Consider the following 16,471-nt stretch of genomic DNA (forward strand, 5'->3'; position numbering starts at 1 on the left):
CCCCCAAGGGAAGCCGGGCCGCACCCGTTGCACCGTCTGAGGAGCCCCCCGGGTCAGGGTTTGGGGTCGTAGGTGCGGGTGGTGCGGGTGGAGACGGCGGAGAAGAGGGGGGTGGGGGTGTGGCGGGCGAGGGCCGCGGCGAGTTTGTAGCGGGGGTCGGGGACGCTGAGGGTGCGGCCGCGGGCCAGGTCGCGCAGGGCGATGGCGACGACCTTGTTGGGATTGAGCCAGGCCCAGGAGGGCAGCCGGGAGGCGTCCATGCCCGCACGGTCGTGGAACTCGGTACGGGTGAGGCCGGGGCACAGGACGAGGAAGCGGATGCCGGAGCCCTGGAGTTCGTGGGCGATGCCCTCGGTGAAGCGGACCACCCACGCCTTGCTCGCGCCGTAGGTGCCGCGCGGCATGAAGGCCGCGATCGAGGCCACGTTGATGACGAAGCCGTGGCGCCGGTCGCGCATCGCCGGTACCGCCGCGGCGGTGAGCCGGAGCACCGCCTCACAGTGGACCTTGAGCATGCGGACCTCCTCGGCCACCGGCACATCGAGGAAGACCCCGCGGTTGCCGAAGCCGGCGCTGTTGACCAGGACCTGCACCGGCCGGGCCGGATCCGACAGCCGGGCCTCGACGGCGGCGATGCCGTGGTCCTCGGCGAGGTCGGCGGGCAGTACCTCGACCGATGCGTTGTAGCGGGCGCGGAGTTCCGCGGCGGTACGGGCCAGCCGGTCCTCGTCGCGGGCGACCAGCACCAGGCGGTGGCTGTCGGCGGCGAGACGGCGCGCGAAGGCCGCGCCGATGCCGGACGTCGCACCGGTGATCAGTGAAGTCGTCATGCGGGCAGCGTAGATGAGGTGTCAGCGGGTGAGGCGGTCGCGGATCGCGGCGCGTTCGGCCGCCGGGAAGGCGGCGAGGTCCACCAGCAGCGGGAGCAGGCCGGGTTCGGTGGTGATCGCCCGGAAGGAGACGGCGACGGTCACCTCGTGCCCGGGCCGGGAGACCACCTCGATCGGGTCACCCGCGGTGATCCGGCCCGGTTCGAGGACCCGCAGATACGCGCCGGGGACCGCCGCCCGGGTGAACCGCCCGAGCCACCCGCCCTCGTCCAGCCAGCCGGCGAAGGTCGCACACGGCACCCGTGGGCAGGACACTTCGAGCAGCGTGCTGCCGACCCGCCAACGCTCCCCGATCAGCGCGGAGTTGACGTCGATCCCGGTGGTGGTGAGGTTCTCCCCGAAACTGCCGCCGGCCAGCGTGCGGCCCAACTCGCTCTCCCAAGCGTCGAGATCCTCCCGGGCGTAGGCGTAGACCGCCTGGTCGGCGCCGCCGTGGTGCTTGACGTCGTACGCGTGGTCACCGGCGAGCCCGACCGAGCCGTCCCCCTTCGGCCCCGGCACGGTCACCTCGACCGGCCCGCCCACCGGCCGCTTGTCGATGCCGGTGAGCGCCACCCGCTTCCACGGGTTGGGCCGCGGCCGCCCGACGTTGACGCTGAGGACATGCATGTCTCACCCCTGTCGCAGGTACGGCGTGGTGACGCTGAGCGGTACGAAGCCCAGCCGCCGGAGGATCGGGCGGCTGTCGTCGGAGGCGTCCACCTGGAGGTAGCGGATGCCCTTCGCGGCGGCGATCCGGGCACGGTGGGCGACCAGCGCCCGGTAGATCCCGCGGCCCCGCCACTCCGGTACGGTGCCGCCGCCCCACAGGCTCGCGAAGTCGGTGCCCGGGTGGAACTCCATCCGGGCCGAGCAGACCGGGGTGTCACCGGCCATCGCGACCACCCCGCAGAAGGTGGCCGGGCTGCGGGTGAGCTGGTCGAGCAGCCGGGCGTGCAGGCGGGCCGGGTCGTCGTCGAAGGCCGTCCCGTGGGTGCGGGCCATGAGGGCGAGGCCCGCCGCGTCGGTCACCGGCTCCAGCCGTACGCCTTCCGGCTGGGATACGTCCAGGGGCAGCGCGGCGACCTCCGCGACCATCAGCGTCTCCGCCGGCTCCGGGGTGAAACCGGCGGCGAGCAGCCGCCGCCCCAGGTCCGCCGGGCGGTCGTGCGCGTACAGCTTCCACTCGAACTCCCGGCCCGCGCCCTGCGGCCCGGCCAGCCAGCGGACCTGCTCCGCGATGGCCGCGTCGGCGGTGCTCTCGTCCAGCGCGGACCAGAGCACACCGGTCCAGTCGTTCACCCCGTCACCGGTCTGCCGCAGCACCCCGCCGAACCGCTCCACCCGGGAGCCGGGATCCGGCGGGGCGTCCCGCCGCAGCTGGGCGTCGAACAGGGCGCGTACGGCTTCGGTGTCCATCCGGGCATTCCAGCACGGGCGCCCGTCCGGCCCCAACGGAATTACCGGGCCGCGGCCGTCACGCCAGCGCGTCCAGCGCCAGGTCGATGTCCGCCGCGGTGGTGTAGAGGTGGACGGCGAAGCGCAGGTTGCCGCCCCGGGCGGAGAAGGCGACGCCGGCCTCCTTCAGCCGGGCCGCGGCCGAACCGGGCATGCCCGGTTCAGCCGGGCCGCGGCCGAACCGGGCATGCCCGGGACCGCGACGATCGCCGAGTCGCCCGGCACGGGGGCGTGGCCCAGCGCGGTGAGGCCGGACCGCAGGCGGTCCGCGAGGGCCAGGTCGTGGGCGCGTACGGCGGCCACGCCCAGCTCCTCCACCAGCGCGAGGGACGCGGCCGCGCCGACGTACGACAGGTACGGCGGCCGGGCGTCGAACCGGCGGGCGCCCGGGGCGAGTTCTTCGATCGGGCCGTAGCAGGAGTTCCAGGGGTCGGCGGCGGCGTACCAGCCGGCGGAGGCGGGGGAGAGGGTGGGCTCCAGGCCCTCGCGGACGGTGAGGAAGCACGCGCCGTGCGGGCTGACCAGCCACTTGTAGGCGTGGCAGACCAGGTAGTCGTACCCCTCGGGGGCGAGTGGCAGCCACCCCACGGACTGGGTGCCGTCGATCAGCAGCCGGGCGCCGTGCGCGGTGGTGGCCGCCCGGATCGCGGGCAGGTCGGCGACCCGGCCGTCCAGGGACTGCGCGGCGCTCACCGCGACGAGCGCGGTCCCGGGGCCGACCGCGGCGGCGACCTCGTCCAGCGGGACGATCCGCAGGTCGAGGCCGGGGCGGCCGGCGAACGGATGGACCAGCGAGCTGAAGTCGTCCGCGGCGACCACCACCTGTGCGGCCTCGGGGAGCCCCGCGGCGATCAGCCCGACGGCCTGCGCCACCGTGCCGGCCAGTGCGACCCGGTCCGGTGCGACCCCGGTGATCCGCGCGTACGCCGTCCGGCTCGCCGCGACCGCCGCCTCGTACCCGTCCACGTCCGGCCGCCCGCTCGCCCACGCGTCGAGCGCGCCCCGCATCGCGGCGACGGTACGGGCCGGGGCCAGCCCGAACGCGGCGGTGTCCAGATACCCGGCCGCGATCCCGCCGTACTCCCCCCTGACCACCGCCTCGAATTCCCCCACCCGGCCGGGGGCGGCGTCGGTCACCCCGCCCGGGCCCGGCGGTCGGGCAACCGCACCGATCACCCTGCCCGGACGGGTAACCGTCGTGCTCACGTCACCCGCGTCGGCGCCCGCCCCGATCCCGCCGCCCACACCGGTCCCGCCGCCCGCGGCTGCATCCGTGCTGGTCAGGGGCGCCGCAGGCCCCGCTTCGGTGGAACTGTTCGTGCCGTCCGTCGCTGTCATGGCTCATAGACTGGCCTCGGCCCAGCTCAAAGTCCACCAGCAGGAACTACCGATCATCCCCAAGCGGCCCTTATGGTGTGCGCATGATCGAAGCCCGCCACCTGCGCGTGCTGCGCGCCGTCGCCCGCACCGGTTCCTTCTCCGCCGCCGCCCGGGAGCTGGGCTGCACGCAGCCCGCCGTCAGCCAGCAGATGAAGGCGCTGGAGGCGTCCGCCGGGACCCCGCTGCTGGTGCGCGGGGCACGCGAGATGCGGCTGACCGAGGCGGGGGACGCGCTGGTGCGGCACGCCGCCGGGATCCTGGCCGGGCTGACCGCCGCCGAGGAGGAGATCGCCGCCATCGCCGGGCTGCGGGCCGGCCGCGTGCGGCTGGCCTCCTTCCCGTCCGGGAGCTCCACGCTGGTGCCCAGCGCGGTGGCGGACATGCGCGCACGCCACCCGGGGACGAAGATCTCGCTGGTGGAGGCGGAGCCGCCGAAGTCGGTCGAGCTGCTGCGGGCCGGGGACTGCGACATCACGCTCGCGTTCCGGTACGTGGACCTGCCGGTGGCCGCCGAGGAGTCGTGGGCGGATCTGGTGGTGCGCCCGCTGCTGACCGACCGCCTGGTGGGCGTCGTACCGAAGGGGCATCCGCTGGCCGGGCGGACGGGACCTGCCGGGATCGAGGAACTGGCCGGCGAGCAGTGGATCGCCGGCTGTCCGCGCTGCCGGCGGCACCTGGTCGAGGTCTGCGAGCGGGCCGGCTTCACCCCGCGGATCGACTTCGCGACGGACGACTACCCGGCGGTGGTCGGCCTGGTGGCGGCGGGTCTGGGGGTGGCCGTGCTGCCGGACCTCGCACTGGAGTCGGTACGGCAGAAGGGCGTGGCCGTGGTGGAGATGCGGCCCGCGGTGGAACGTGAGGTGGTCGCGCTGACGCTGCCTGACCTCGCGCACGTCCCGGCGGTGGACATGATGCTGGGCCGCCTCACGCGCGCCGGGCTGCGGCACGGGGAGCGGCGTACGGAGCGGGGGGCCGCCCTGCCCGTCTGATCCGGCCGGTCGGCGGGGCAACGACCGGGCCGGCCGTCCGCGGGCGGGCGCTCAGCAATGGCAGGAACGATTCTGCAGGAAGGGGGCGGGCTACCAGCGCAGGCCGGCCGAGGCCGAGTCGGGGTCGTAGTCCGCGTCGTACCCGGCGTCGTATTCCGCGGGGTACTCCGGCTCGGCATCCCGCTCGGAACCCCGCTCGCTTCCGGTGCCGGAGTCCTCGTCGGCGTCCGCCGAACGACCGCCGGAAACCGCCTCGGCGTCAGCGTCGGCATCGGCGTCGGAATCGGTGTTCCGGCTGCGCGACCGTCCCATCATGGCCTCGCGCTCATCCTCGGTGAGACCGCCCCAGACGCCGTACGGCTCCCGTACGGCCAAGGCGTGCGTGGCGCACTCCGCCCGGACCGGGCAGCGCATGCACACCTCCTTGGCGGAGGCCTCGCGCGCACTGCGAGCGGCGCCGCGCTCCCCCTCCGGGTGGAAGAAGAGCGAGCTGTCGACGCCTCGGCAGGCGGCGACCAGTTGCCAGTCCCACAGATCGGCGTTGGGCCCGGGAAGGCGGGAGAAGTCTGCCATTGCTCATTCCCCTCGACGGGTGCGTGAAGGCGTGGAAGACGGTGGAGAGGGCGCTGTGAGTTCTGAAGTGGGTGCCGTCGCAGGGCGCCCGCCGCGGAAGCTGTCGGATCACTGTGACCCGTCTCTCGACCGTACATCTACTGTCGTAGTAGATGTAAATATGACTCTTCGCCAATCTAGTGACGATTAGCCCGCACACCAGAAAAGAGCCGCCAAACAGTGCAAATTGCGGCATAACACCCGTTCGGCAGCATCCAACGCACTTCGGGCGGCGCCCCGCTACGACCCCAGGCCCCCATTCGCTCCCGACTCACCCGTCTGACCTGCGGCGCGGGCATTTCGTGTCCGGATGATCACGTAGAGTGCCGATGGCTGCGACCAAACTCCGTAACTCTTTCGGGTGAGGGTCGTTGAGTGTGGCGGAAGCGGTTGGCGGATCAAGCGATTCGGGCAGATGCCCGATCCGTCAGCCCCAACGGTGAAGATTCGTACTTCGTACAGCCTGGAGGCACAACGTGACGCGGTTCAGCTGCGGAGGGCGGTCATGACTTCTGTCCTCGTCTGTGACGACTCCCCGCTCGCCCGAGAGGCCCTGCGCCGCGCGGTGGCCACCGTGCCCGGCGTCGAGCGTGTAACCACCGCTGCCAATGGCGAGGAAGTCCTCCGCCGCTGGGGTGCCGACCGCTCGGATCTCATCCTGATGGACGTCCGGATGCCCGGCCTCGGCGGGGTGGAGACGGTGCGGCGGCTGCTGTCCGCCGACCCCGGCGCCCGGATCATCATGCTCACCGTCGCCGAGGACCTGGACGGGGTGGCCTTGGCCGTCGCCGCCGGGGCCCGCGGCTATCTGCACAAGGACGCCTCGCGCGCCGAACTGCGGGCCACCGTCACGCAGGCGCTCGCCGACCCGACCTGGCGGCTCGCCCCGCGCCGGCTGCGGTCCGCCGAAATGGGCGCCGCGCCCACCCTCACCGCCCGGGAGATCCAGGTGCTTGAGGGGATGAGCCACGGGCGGTCCAACGCCGAGATCGGCCGCGAGCTGTTCCTCTCCGAGGACACCGTCAAGACGCACGCGCGGCGGCTCTTCAAGAAGCTCGGCGCGTCCGACCGGGCCCACGCGGTGGCGCTCGGCTTCCGCTGGGGCCTGGTGCGTTAAGGCCGTGCGCCCGCGGCCGTGCGACGGTGAAGTGGCCCGCGAGTCTTCGGTTTCCCGGGGGAGGACGCATGCTTGACGTATGGACTTCCTCGGGGATCGGCGGGGGCCACGGATGGCGGAGATGACAGCGCCTGACGCGGTTCCGCACGGCATGCCGGATAACGCTTCGGTGCAGAAGTACGACCGCGATGCCACGGATCGTCCGGCGGCGAGGCACCATGGGGGGATGCGCGACGACGACACACCTGCCATCGGTGCCCTCGTCCGTCGCGCCGTCGACGGCGACGAGCGCGCCACCCATGAACTCCTGGCGCACGTCCACCCGCTGGCCGAGCGGTACTGCCGCACCCGGCTGTCCCGGCTGCCGGGCGACGCCCGGCATTTCGTGGACGACCTGGCCCAGGAGGTCTGCCTGGCGGTGCTCTGCGCACTGCCGCGCTACCGGGATCTGGGCCGGCCGTTCGAGGCGTTCGTGGTCTCCATCGCCGCCCACAAAGTCGCCGATCTGCAGCGGTCCGCCATGCGCGGACCGGGCAGCACGGCCGTACCTTCCGACCAGATGCCGGAGAAGCCCGACGACTCGCTCGGCCCGGAGGAGCGCGCGCTGCTGAACAGCGACGCCGCCTGGGCGAAGAAGCTGCTCGACCGGCTGCCGGACCATCTGCGGGAGCTGGTGCTGCTGCGGGTCGCGGTCGGGCTGAGCGCCGAGGAGACCGGGCAGGTGCTGGGGATGTCGCCGGGCGCGGTACGGGTCGCGCAGCACCGCGCGCTCAGCCGGCTGCGGGCCATCGCCGAGGAGAGCACGGCGACCACGGCGACCGGGACCCCGCGCAGCGCCTGACGCACGGGGACCCCGGCAGGTCCTACGGCCTTCCGTAGAGACTTCCGTACGGCAAGTTGTCCCATGTCACCCGCGAGAGGCACCCTTCGCGGCAGGGGAATACCGGCCCAGCCACTACCATTGAACAACTCGCCGGGCAAGACCATTCGGGAAGGTGTCATGTCGCTGAACGCCGACGGAGTAGCCGAGAAGTTCGCCAGGCTCGGGCTCACTTACGACGATGTGCTGCTCCTCCCGGGTGCCTCCGAGGTGCTGCCGAACCAGGTGGACACCTCGTCCCTCATCTCGCGCAACGTCAAGGTGAACATCCCGCTGCTCTCCGCGGCGATGGACAAGGTCACCGAGGCCCGGATGGCCATCGCGATGGCCCGGCAGGGCGGCGTCGGCGTCCTGCACCGCAATCTGTCGGTCGAGGACCAGGTGAGCCAGGTCGACCTGGTGAAGCGGTCCGAGTCCGGCATGGTCACCGACCCGATCACGGTCCGCCCGGACGCCACCCTCGGCGAGGCCGACGCGCTCTGCGCCCGGTTCCGGATCAGCGGCGTACCGGTCACCGACGAGGCCGGCAAGCTGCTCGGCATCGTCACCAACCGCGACATGGCCTTCGAGAACGACCGCAACCGCCAGGTGCGCGAGGTCATGACCCCGATGCCGCTGGTCACCGGCAAGGTGGGCATCTCCGGGGTGGACGCCATGGCGCTGCTGCGCCGGCACAAGATCGAGAAGCTGCCGCTGGTGGACGCCGACGGCCGGCTGCGCGGTCTGATCACCGTCAAGGACTTCGTCAAGGCCGAGCAGTATCCGCAGGCGGCCAAGGACGCCGAGGGCCGGCTGCTGGTCGGCGCCGCGGTCGGCGCCAGCCCCGAAGCGCTGGACCGCGCCCAGGCGCTGGTCTCCGCCGGGGTGGACTTCCTGGTCGTGGACACCTCGCACGGCCACAACCGCAACGCACTGGACTGGATGGCGAAGATCAAGTCGGCGGTCCCGGTGGACGTCGTCGGCGGCAACATCGCCACCCGGGACGGCGCCATGGCGCTGCTCGATGCGGGCGTGGACGGCGTGAAGGTCGGCGTCGGCCCCGGCTCGATCTGTACCACCCGGGTGGTGGCCGGCATCGGCGTCCCGCAGGTCACCGCGATCTACGACGCGGCGCAGGTCTGCATCGACGCGGGGGTGCCGGTGATCGGCGACGGCGGCCTGCAGTACAGCGGCGACATCGGCAAGGCGCTGGCGGCCGGCGCGAGCAGTGTGATGCTCGGCAGCCTGCTGGCCGGCTGCGAGGAGTCCCCGGGCGAGCTGCTCTTCATCAACGGCAAGCAGTTCAAGTCCTACCGCGGCATGGGCTCGCTCGGCGCGATGCAGTCCCGCGGGCAGGGGCGCTCGTACTCCAAGGACCGCTACTTCCAGGGTGAGGTCTCCTCCGACGACAAGCTCGTCCCCGAGGGCATCGAGGGGCAGGTCCCCTACCGTGGCCCGCTCTCCGCGGTCCTCCACCAGCTCGTGGGCGGCCTCCGCCAGACCATGGGATATGTGGGCGCGGCGACCATCTCGGAGATGGAGACGAAGGGGCGGTTCGTCCGGATCACCGCGGCGGGACTCAAGGAGTCCCACCCGCACGATGTGCAGATGACGGTGGAAGCGCCGAACTATCACGGGTGAGTGACCGGGGGGGCCGCAGGCCCTGCCCCCCTGAGGCCGTCGCCGGACCTTCCGCCGTATACAGCTTGTCGCGCAGTTCCTCGCGCCCCTTTGGGGCAATGGTCTCCCTCGGAGCGGGGGAAGGCGCCCCGACAGGGGCGCTGGGGGCACCCCCGGACGAAGTCTGGGGGAGGAACTGCGCGACGAGCCACGACGGGCGGGACGGTCCGGGAACCGGCCGGGGGGGCTACCCGGGCGGTCCTGCGGGATACTGATGCCCGCAAGGTCAGAAGACGAGAGGCACGGGTTGTGACAGAGATCGAGATCGGGCGGGGCAAGCGAGGCCGCAGGGCGTACTCGTTCGACGACATCGCCGTGGTGCCGAGCCGGCGCACCCGGGACCCCAAGGAGGTCTCGATCGCCTGGCAGATCGACGCCTACCGCTTCGAACTGCCGTTCCTCGCCGCGCCGATGGACTCCGTGGTGTCGCCCGAGACGGCGATCCGGATCGGGAACCTCGGCGGCCTCGGGGTGCTGAACCTCGAAGGGCTGTGGACGCGGTACGACGACCCCGAGCCGCTGCTCGCCGAGATCGCCGAGCTGGACGACCACCGTGCCACCTCCCGGCTGCAGGAGATCTACGCCGCCCCGATCCGCGAGGAGCTGATCGGGCAGCGGATCAAGGAGGTGCGGGACGCGGGCGTGGTCACCGCGGCGGCCCTGTCGCCGCAGCGCACCGCCCAGTTCTCCAAGGCCGTGGTGGACGCGGGCGTGGACCTCTTCGTGATCCGCGGCACCACGGTCTCCGCCGAGCACGTCTCCGGCTCGCACGAACCGCTGAACCTCAAGCAGTTCATCTACGAGCTGGACGTGCCGGTGATCGTCGGCGGCTGCGCCACGTACACCGCGGCCCTGCACCTGATGCGGACCGGCGCCGCGGGCGTCCTGGTCGGCTTCGGCGGCGGCGCCGCGCACACCACCCGTAACGTGCTGGGCATCCAGGTCCCGATGGCGACCGCGGTCGCCGACGTGGCCGCGGCCCGCCGCGACTACATGGACGAGTCCGGTGGCCGCTATGTCCACGTCATCGCCGACGGCGGCTTCGGCGCCAGCGGTGACCTGCCCAAGGCGGTGGCCTGCGGCGCGGACGCGGTGATGATGGGCTCCCCGCTGGCCCGCGCGACCGACGCGCCCGGCCGCGGCTTCCACTGGGGCATGGAGGCGGTCAACACCGAGCTGCCGCGCGGCAAGCGGATGAATCTGGGCACCGCGGGGACCACCGAGGAGATCCTGCTCGGCCCGTCGCACGCGCCCGACGGATCGATGAACTTCTTCGGGGCGCTGCGGCGTTCGATGGCCACCACCGGCTACTCCGACCTCAAGGAGTTCCAGCGGGTCGAGGTCACGGTCTCGCCCACCCACCACCGCTGAGCCCGGCCCTTCGCCGCCAGAACGCCGGCAGGCCCCGTACCGCGATCGCGGTACGGGGCCTGCCCCATGATCCCCAGGGTGAGGACCGGGCGGTCAGCCGTTCATCCGGCGGGGGGTCTGGAAGCCCACCAGTCCGGCGATCGCCATGAAGACGAACGACATGACGTCGAAGTCTTCCTTCCAGCCCAGGAAGACCTCGTGGGTGTAGTCGGTCAGCGCGGTGGTCACCGACAGGTCGTTGGCGTGGGCACCGATGATCGCCTCGCCGAGGAACTGGCCGAGGAAGACGCCGGCCAGGGCCAGCACGAGGCCGGCGAACGGCAGGGTGCGGCTGCGTCCGCCGACCTTCCCGACCACCGCGCCGACGGCGAAGCCGACGCCGACCGCCGCGTATCCGATCTCGTGCTTGGTGAGGCCGATGATCCAGCCGTAGGCGATGGCGACGACGACCGCGGTGACGATGCCCGCCAGGATGCCCAGCGAGGGGTTGGCCGCGGCGGGCGCGGACGGCTGCGCGTACGCGTTCGGCGGCGGGTACGCGGCCGGGTCGAACGGATTCCCCGGGGCGGCCCCGGGCTGCCGCGGGTAGCCGAAGGGCACGCCCTGCGGCGGGGCGCCGTAAGGGGCCGGGCCGCCCTGGGCCGGCGCGCCCTGCGGCGGCGGGCCGTACGGGCTCTGCGGCTGCTGGGCGTACGGATTGCCGCCGCCCGGCAGCGGCGCCTGCGGTGGCGGGAAGTCAGCGCTCATGAAGGGTCCCCCGAATGCTGTGTGCACGGCGTACGCGGTGTGCGCGGTGTGCGCGGTCTACGCGGTGTGCGGCGAAAGTGACGCCGAAATCTAGCAGGGGGATACGACAATCGGACAAGAGGGTTCTTGCGGTCGTTACGGGACCAGGACCGCGTTCCGCCGCCGGCGCGGACTACAGCCGGGCCGCCGCCCCGGCCGGCGTCGCCCCCCGGGTGTCCAGCATGAGCTGGGCCTTGACCGCCAGGCCCTGCAAGTCGTAGGTGCGGTGGTGCTGCAGAAGGAGCGTCAGATCGGCCTCGGCGGCGGCCTCCCAGAGCGAGTCGGCGCGGGGGACCGGCCGGTCCAGGACACGCCACTGCGGGACGTACGGGTCGTGGTAGGCGAGTTGCGCGCCGAGTTCGATCAGCCGGGAGCCGATCTCCTTGGCGGGGGCGCCCTCCTGGTCCGCGAGGTCGGCCTTGTAGGTGACGCCGAGCAGCAGCACGCGGGCGCCGCGCAGCGACTTGCCCTGCTCGTTGAGCAGGCTGGCGGCGCGCTGGACGACGTAGCGCGGCATCCGGCCGTTGACCTCCTGGGCGAGTTCGACCATCCGCAGCGGGTGGCCGGGCAGCCGCGGGTGGGTGGCGAGGCCGGCGGTGAAGGCGGGGGCGGCGTTGGGGTCGAGGGCCGGCGACGGGCCGCCGACGCCGGGTCCCGGGCGGAAGGCCTGGAAGCCGTACGGCTTGGTCTCGGCGCACCGGATGACGTCCCAGAGGTCGACGCCGAGGTCGTGGCAGTAGACCGCCATCTCGTTGACGAAGGCGATGTTGACGTGCCGGTAGTTGGTCTCCAGCAGCTTGACCGCCTCGGCCTCGCGCAGGCCCCGGGCGCGCACCACCCGCTCGGAGAAGCGGCCGTAGAAGGCGGCGGCGGCCTCGGTGCAGGCGGGGGTGCAGCCGCCGACCACCTTGGGAGTGTTGGCGTGGTGGAAGTCGCGGCTGCCGGGGTCGAGCCGGCTGGGGGAGTACGCCAGGTGGAAGTCGCGGCCGGCCCGCAGGCCGTGGGCCTCCAGCAGCGGGCGGAGGAATCCCTCGGTGGTTCCCGGGTAGACGGCTGATTCCAGGACCACGGTGGTGTGCGGTCGCAGGTGCGCGGCCAGCGCCCGGGCGGCGGCGGCCACCTCGGTCAGATCGAGGGCGTGGTCCGCGCCGAGCGGCGTGGGGGCGCAGATGACAGCGGTCCTGACCCTGCCGAGCGCGGCGGGGTCGGCGGTGGCCCGGAAACCCACGGCCAGCAGCCGCCGCAACTCGGCGGCGGCGAGGGTGCCGGGCGGCACCCGGCCGGCGTTGATCTCGGCCACCAGGGCCGGATCCGGGTCGTAACCGATGGTGTTCACTCCGGCGGCGGTGGCCGCCTGGGCGAGCGGTAGTCCGGTGTGGCCGAGGCCGAGGACTGCGAGGTCTGCTGCCATGGGCTCCGGTCCTCCACGAATGGATGAGTGGCCGCACGAGGGCGGTCTCTCGAACAGCTGTAAAACAGGCTAACCAGACAAATCACTGATATGACCACGCGGCGCGCCGCACCGACCCGGACGCTTCAAGGTGGCCGCTCCCGGGCAGGCCCGTCACTATCGGAAGAGATCCACAGGCCGGACTCGACAAGCAACCAGCCCGCCGCCGGTGAATCCGGCGGCGGGCGGCAGGTACGGAGGCACGGATGCGTGACACGACTCTCGGCCCCGAGGCGCGAGCCGAGGCGCTGGCGAAGATGGCCGAGCAGGAGTTGGACATTCTGGTGGTCGGCGGCGGCGTGGTGGGCGCCGGCTCCGCTCTCGACGCGGCGACCCGCGGCCTGTCCGTCGGCATAGTCGAGGCCCATGACTGGGCCTCGGGCACATCGAGCCGCTCCAGCAAACTGATCCACGGCGGCCTGCGGTATCTGGAGATGCTGGACTTCGCGCTGGTCCGCGAGGCGCTGAAGGAACGCGGGCTGCTGCTGGAGAAGCTGGCCCCGCATCTGGTCAAGCCGGTGCCGTTCCTGTATCCGCTGCAGCACAAGGGGTGGGAGCGGATCTACGCAGGTTCCGGTGTGGCGCTGTACGACGCCATGTCCATCTCCTCCGGTCACGGGCGCGGCCTGCCCGTACACCGTCACCTGACCCGTAAGCACGCCCTGCGGGTCGCCCCCGCGCTGCGCAAGGACGCGCTGGTCGGCGCGCTGCAGTACTACGACGCCCAGGTGGACGACGCGCGCCTGGTGGTGACGCTGGTGCGCACCGCCGCCTCCTACGGGGCGCTGGCCGCCAACCACGCCAAGGTCGTCGGCTTCCTCCGGGAGGGCGAGCGGGTCGTCGGCGCCCGGGTGCGCGACGGCGAGGCGGGCGGGGAGTACGAGGTCAGGGCCCGGCAGGTGGTCAACGCCACCGGGGTGTGGACCGACGACACCCAGGCCCTCATCGGCGAGCGCGGCCAGTTCCACGTCCGCGCCTCCAAGGGCATCCACCTGGTCGTGCCGAAGGACCGGATCCACTCGAACTCCGGGCTCATCCTGCGTACCGAGAAGAGCGTGCTCTTCGTCATCCCGTGGGGCCGGCACTGGATCATCGGCACCACCGACACCGACTGGATGCTGGACAAGTCGCACCCGGCCGCGTCCACCGCCGACATCGACTACCTGCTGGAACACGTCAACTCGGTGCTCAACACCCCGCTCACCCGGGACGACGTCCAGGGTGTCTACGCCGGTCTGCGCCCGCTGCTGGCCGGTGAGTCCGACGCCACCAGCAAGCTCTCCCGCGAGCACACCGTCGCCCACCCGGCGCCCGGCCTGGTGGTGGTGGCCGGCGGCAAGTACACGACCTACCGGGTGATGGCCAAGGACGCGGTGGACGAGGCGGTGCACGGCCTGGACCGCCGGGTCGCCGACTGCTGCACCGAGGACGTACCGCTGGCCGGCGCCGAGGGCTACCAGGCGCTGTGGAACGCCCGGGCCAGGATCGCCGCCCGCACCGGGGTGCACGTCGCACGGGTGGAGCACCTGCTCAACCGGTACGGCTCGCTCGCCGACGAGGTGCTGGCGCTCATCGAGCAGGACGCGTCGCTCGGTGCCCCGCTGGCCGCCGCGGACGACTATCTGCGGGCCGAGGTGGTCTACGCCGCCCGGGCCGAAGGCGCCCGGCACCTGGAGGACGTGCTCACCCGCAGGACCCGCATCTCCATCGAGACCTTCGACCGCGGCACCCGCAGCGCCCGCGACGCCGCTGAGCTGATGGCACCGGTGCTGGGCTGGGACCAGGCGCAGATCGACAAGGAAGTGGAGTACTACGAGAAGCGGGTCGAAGCCGAGCGCGAGTCGCAACTCCAGCCCGACGATCAGACCGCGGATGCCGCACGGCTCGGCGCGCCGGATATCGTTCCCCTGTAGACGGGAGGAGTCTGGGCGCGAGCGCGACGCGCGGACGGGGGTCACGGGCGGAAGGGCGCGAGATGGTCGGACAGGTCGACGAGGGCCGATTGGTGGCGGGCCGTTACCGGCTGCTGGAGCGGATCGGCCGCGGTGGCATGGGGACGGTCTGGCGCGCCGAGGACGAACTCCTCGGCCGTCAGGTCGCGGTGAAGAAGCTTCACCCGCCGCAGCCGCACATGGACGACGACGAACTCGCCACCCTCTTCGAACGCACCCGCCGCGAGGCCCGCGCCGCCGCGCGGATCAGCCACCCCAATGTGATCGTCGTGCACGACGTGGTGGACGACGCCGGACTGCCCTCCATCGTCATGGAGTACGTGCCGTCCGTGACGCTCGGTGAACTCCTGCAGCAGCGGGGCCCGTTGCCGGTCGAGGAGGCGGCGCGGATCGGCCGCGGCATGGTCGCCGCGCTGCGGGCCGCGCACCGGGCCGGGGTGCTGCACCGCGATGTGAAGCCGGGCAACGTCCTGTTGGGCGGGGCAGGCGGGGCCGGAGGCACCTCTCCCGCCGAAGGCCACGGGGGACGGGTGGTGCTCACTGACTTCGGCATCGCCCAGGCGTCCGGCACCTCCACGCTGACCCGCACCGGTGAACTCATCGGCTCCATCGACTTCCTGTCCCCGGAGCGGATACGCGGCGCGATGCCCGGCCCGGAGGCCGACCTGTGGGCGCTCGGCGCCACCCTCTTCCAGGCCGTCGAGGGCAGGTCGCCGTTCCGCCGGCCGACCGCGATCGAGACCGCGTACGCCATCGCCGAGGAACCGGTGCCGACCGCCGACGCGGGCGCGCTCACCGAGGTGATCGCCGGGCTGCTGGCCAAGGAGCCGGCCGAGCGGCTGTCGCTGGAGGACGCGGAACGGCTGCTGCGGATACCGGCGGCAGAGCAGGACACCGCACTGGTCGGCCGGTTCGAGCAGCGGGCCCCGGACCTCCCGACCGCCACCGCGGTCCGCCCGCCGGGCGCGATACCGCCGGCCGGGACGCCCCCGGGAGCGCCGCCCCCAGGACCGCTGCCGCCCCCTACGCAGAGCCCGTACGCGCAGGGCGGCGGGTACGGATCGGGCTCTTATGGCTCGTATCCGCCGGGGTCGTACGCCCCGCTCCCGTACCAGCAGGGCGACCCCAGCACCCCCCAGCCCGGGCAGCAGCCGCCGTACTCCGCGCCCACCCGGCGCCGGCACCGTGGCGCCGGGCCCTGGATCGCCGCGGTGGTGGCGGTCGCCGTGGTCGCGGCCGGCGCGCTCGTCGCGGTGCACCGCTTCCGGAGCGGGCACACCGGCGACGACGCGGTGAACGGACCTGACCCGGTCGTCACCACCACCGCCCCGCCCACCACCGCCCCGCCCACATCGGTCCCCAGCACCACCCCGGCGCCCCCGCCGGTGCCTGACGGCTACCACCTGTTCAGCGACGAGAGCCGCGGCTACTCCGTCCCCGTGCCGGACGGCTGGACCCAGCAGTCGAGCAACGACGGCGAACAGGTGGACTTCATCGACCCGACGAAGAAGGTCGACCTCAAGATCAGCGCGCTCGACCACGGCAGCAACAGCCCGATCCGCCACTTCAGGGACCTGGAGCCCGAGACAGCGGCGAACGTCGACGGCTACCACCGCGAACGGCTCGACGAGACAACGCAGTTCGGCGAGCCGGCGGCCATCTGGGAGTTCACCTTCCAGGGCACGGCACGCACCTTCCGGGCCATCGATCTGGGGTTCGGCAAGCCCGGTGGCACCGAGTACGCCGTCTATCTCTCCGCTCCGGATGCACAATGGGACGAGCGCCGCGAGGTGTTCGACACCGCGACGGCCGGTTTCCGGCAATCCGGCTGATAGGTCGGGTTGGCTTCCACGTCCCCCGGTCGGGGATGATGGCCTCTCGCACCCGCACCGCACCGCACCGCCATGTCGCCCGGTACACCGGGGTATACGCCATGCGACAAGCCTGA

At 72.6% G+C, this 16,471-nt stretch carries 14 protein-coding genes and 1 pseudogene; 7 read left to right on the plus strand and 8 right to left on the minus strand.

The genetic code is table 11. The features are described from left to right. Positions 1-53: 53 nt before the first annotated feature. Genes OG552_RS22175 through OG552_RS22195 form a run of 5 tightly spaced genes read right to left on the minus strand, consistent with a single transcriptional unit; the run spans position 54 to position 3,665 of the window. Positions 54-830 carry an SDR family NAD(P)-dependent oxidoreductase gene (locus OG552_RS22175; protein ID WP_329135571.1) on the minus strand — a complete coding sequence of 259 codons (777 nt, stop codon included), beginning with the start codon at positions 828-830 and terminating at the stop codon, positions 54-56. 21 nt (positions 831-851) lie between these two features. Continuing rightward, positions 852-1,499, minus strand: a complete 648-nt coding sequence (locus OG552_RS22180; RefSeq protein ID WP_329135573.1) for an MOSC domain-containing protein — start codon at positions 1,497-1,499, stop codon at positions 852-854. Between the two features lie 3 nt (positions 1,500-1,502). Then, positions 1,503-2,288, minus strand: coding sequence for a GNAT family N-acetyltransferase (locus OG552_RS22185; RefSeq protein WP_329135575.1), 786 nt, complete (start codon positions 2,286-2,288; stop codon positions 1,503-1,505). A gap of 58 nt (positions 2,289-2,346) precedes the next feature. Continuing rightward, complete coding sequence (locus OG552_RS22190) at positions 2,347-2,481, minus strand: hypothetical protein (protein WP_329135576.1); 135 nt, start codon at positions 2,479-2,481, stop codon at positions 2,347-2,349. Further along, a complete protein-coding gene (locus tag OG552_RS22195; protein ID WP_329135578.1) occupies positions 2,454-3,665 on the minus strand; it encodes an aminotransferase class V-fold PLP-dependent enzyme in 1,212 nt (403 codons plus the stop codon). Before OG552_RS22195 ends, OG552_RS22190 begins: the two co-directional genes overlap by 28 nt. 83 nt (positions 3,666-3,748) lie before the next feature. Here OG552_RS22195 and OG552_RS22200 point away from each other — a divergent pair, with 83 nt between their 5' ends. Continuing rightward, positions 3,749-4,696 carry a LysR family transcriptional regulator gene (locus OG552_RS22200; protein ID WP_329135580.1) on the plus strand — a complete coding sequence of 316 codons (948 nt, stop codon included), beginning with the start codon at positions 3,749-3,751 and terminating at the stop codon, positions 4,694-4,696. Between the two features lie 249 nt (positions 4,697-4,945). Here the strand turns inward: OG552_RS22200 and OG552_RS22205 are convergent. Further along, positions 4,946-5,269: pseudogene (locus OG552_RS22205) on the minus strand (WhiB family transcriptional regulator); the annotation flags it as partial. Between the two features lie 544 nt (positions 5,270-5,813). On the opposite strand from OG552_RS22205, the gene OG552_RS22210 reads away from it, so the two are divergent. The 4 genes from OG552_RS22210 to OG552_RS22225 all read left to right on the plus strand — a co-directional run bounded on the left by OG552_RS22210 (position 5,814) and on the right by OG552_RS22225 (position 10,335). Beyond that, the gene (locus OG552_RS22210) at positions 5,814-6,425 is read left to right on the plus strand and encodes a response regulator transcription factor (RefSeq protein WP_003948568.1); all 612 of its coding nucleotides are present in this window, start codon (positions 5,814-5,816) and stop codon (positions 6,423-6,425) included. Positions 6,426-6,651: 226 nt separating this feature from the next. Further along, complete coding sequence (locus tag OG552_RS22215; protein ID WP_329135582.1) at positions 6,652-7,266, plus strand: sigma-70 family RNA polymerase sigma factor; 615 nt, start codon at positions 6,652-6,654, stop codon at positions 7,264-7,266. A 159-nt stretch (positions 7,267-7,425) separates the two neighbouring features. Then, positions 7,426-8,925: an IMP dehydrogenase gene (guaB, locus tag OG552_RS22220; RefSeq protein ID WP_329135584.1), complete on the plus strand. Its 1,500-nt coding sequence runs from the start codon at positions 7,426-7,428 to the stop codon at positions 8,923-8,925. 288 nt (positions 8,926-9,213) lie between these two features. Beyond that, the gene (locus tag OG552_RS22225) at positions 9,214-10,335 is read left to right on the plus strand and encodes a GuaB3 family IMP dehydrogenase-related protein (protein WP_329135587.1); all 1,122 of its coding nucleotides are present in this window, start codon (positions 9,214-9,216) and stop codon (positions 10,333-10,335) included. Positions 10,336-10,428: 93 nt separating this feature from the next. Here the strand turns inward: OG552_RS22225 and OG552_RS22230 are convergent, their stop codons facing one another. Both OG552_RS22230 and OG552_RS22235 read right to left on the minus strand, forming a co-directional pair. After that, positions 10,429-11,082 carry a hypothetical protein gene (locus OG552_RS22230; RefSeq protein WP_329135589.1) on the minus strand — a complete coding sequence of 218 codons (654 nt, stop codon included), beginning with the start codon at positions 11,080-11,082 and terminating at the stop codon, positions 10,429-10,431. Positions 11,083-11,254: 172 nt separating this feature from the next. After that, positions 11,255-12,532 carry a nucleotide sugar dehydrogenase gene (locus OG552_RS22235; RefSeq protein WP_329135591.1) on the minus strand — a complete coding sequence of 426 codons (1,278 nt, stop codon included), beginning with the start codon at positions 12,530-12,532 and terminating at the stop codon, positions 11,255-11,257. Positions 12,533-12,777: 245 nt separating this feature from the next. Here OG552_RS22235 and OG552_RS22240 point away from each other — a divergent pair, with 245 nt between their 5' ends. Both OG552_RS22240 and OG552_RS22245 read left to right on the plus strand, forming a co-directional pair. Continuing rightward, positions 12,778-14,484 (plus strand): glycerol-3-phosphate dehydrogenase/oxidase, encoded by a 1,707-nt coding sequence (locus tag OG552_RS22240; RefSeq protein ID WP_329135593.1) that lies wholly within the window; start codon positions 12,778-12,780, stop codon positions 14,482-14,484. Positions 14,485-14,546: 62 nt separating this feature from the next. Beyond that, positions 14,547-16,355, plus strand: a complete 1,809-nt coding sequence (locus OG552_RS22245; protein ID WP_329135595.1) for a serine/threonine-protein kinase — start codon at positions 14,547-14,549, stop codon at positions 16,353-16,355. Positions 16,356-16,471 lie beyond the last annotated feature (116 nt).

It is taken from the genome of Streptomyces sp. NBC_01476 (assembly GCF_036227265.1).
In the GTDB taxonomy this organism is placed as follows: Bacteria; Actinomycetota; Actinomycetes; order Streptomycetales; family Streptomycetaceae; genus Actinacidiphila.

Bases quoted from the DNA above. Each gene is read 5' to 3' on its own strand.
- OG552_RS22175 (WP_329135571.1), bottom strand. From the start codon at position 830: ATGACGACTTCACTGATCACCGGTGCGACGTCCGGCATCGGCGCGGCC.
- OG552_RS22180 (WP_329135573.1), bottom strand. From the start codon at position 1,499: ATGCATGTCCTCAGCGTCAACGTCGGGCGGCCGCGGCCCAACCCGTGG.
- OG552_RS22185 (WP_329135575.1), bottom strand. From the start codon at position 2,288: ATGGACACCGAAGCCGTACGCGCCCTGTTCGACGCCCAGCTGCGGCGG.
- OG552_RS22190 (WP_329135576.1), bottom strand. From the start codon at position 2,481: ATGCCCGGTTCGGCCGCGGCCCGGCTGAAGGAGGCCGGCGTCGCCTTC.
- OG552_RS22195 (WP_329135578.1), bottom strand. From the start codon at position 3,665: ATGACAGCGACGGACGGCACGAACAGTTCCACCGAAGCGGGGCCTGCG.
- OG552_RS22200 (WP_329135580.1), top strand. From the start codon at position 3,749: ATGATCGAAGCCCGCCACCTGCGCGTGCTGCGCGCCGTCGCCCGCACC.
- OG552_RS22210 (WP_003948568.1), top strand. From the start codon at position 5,814: ATGACTTCTGTCCTCGTCTGTGACGACTCCCCGCTCGCCCGAGAGGCC.
- OG552_RS22215 (WP_329135582.1), top strand. From the start codon at position 6,652: ATGCGCGACGACGACACACCTGCCATCGGTGCCCTCGTCCGTCGCGCC.
- guaB (WP_329135584.1), top strand. From the start codon at position 7,426: ATGTCGCTGAACGCCGACGGAGTAGCCGAGAAGTTCGCCAGGCTCGGG.
- OG552_RS22230 (WP_329135589.1), bottom strand. From the start codon at position 11,082: ATGAGCGCTGACTTCCCGCCACCGCAGGCGCCGCTGCCGGGCGGCGGC.
- OG552_RS22235 (WP_329135591.1), bottom strand. From the start codon at position 12,532: ATGGCAGCAGACCTCGCAGTCCTCGGCCTCGGCCACACCGGACTACCG.
- OG552_RS22240 (WP_329135593.1), top strand. From the start codon at position 12,778: ATGCGTGACACGACTCTCGGCCCCGAGGCGCGAGCCGAGGCGCTGGCG.
- OG552_RS22245 (WP_329135595.1), top strand. From the start codon at position 14,547: ATGGTCGGACAGGTCGACGAGGGCCGATTGGTGGCGGGCCGTTACCGG.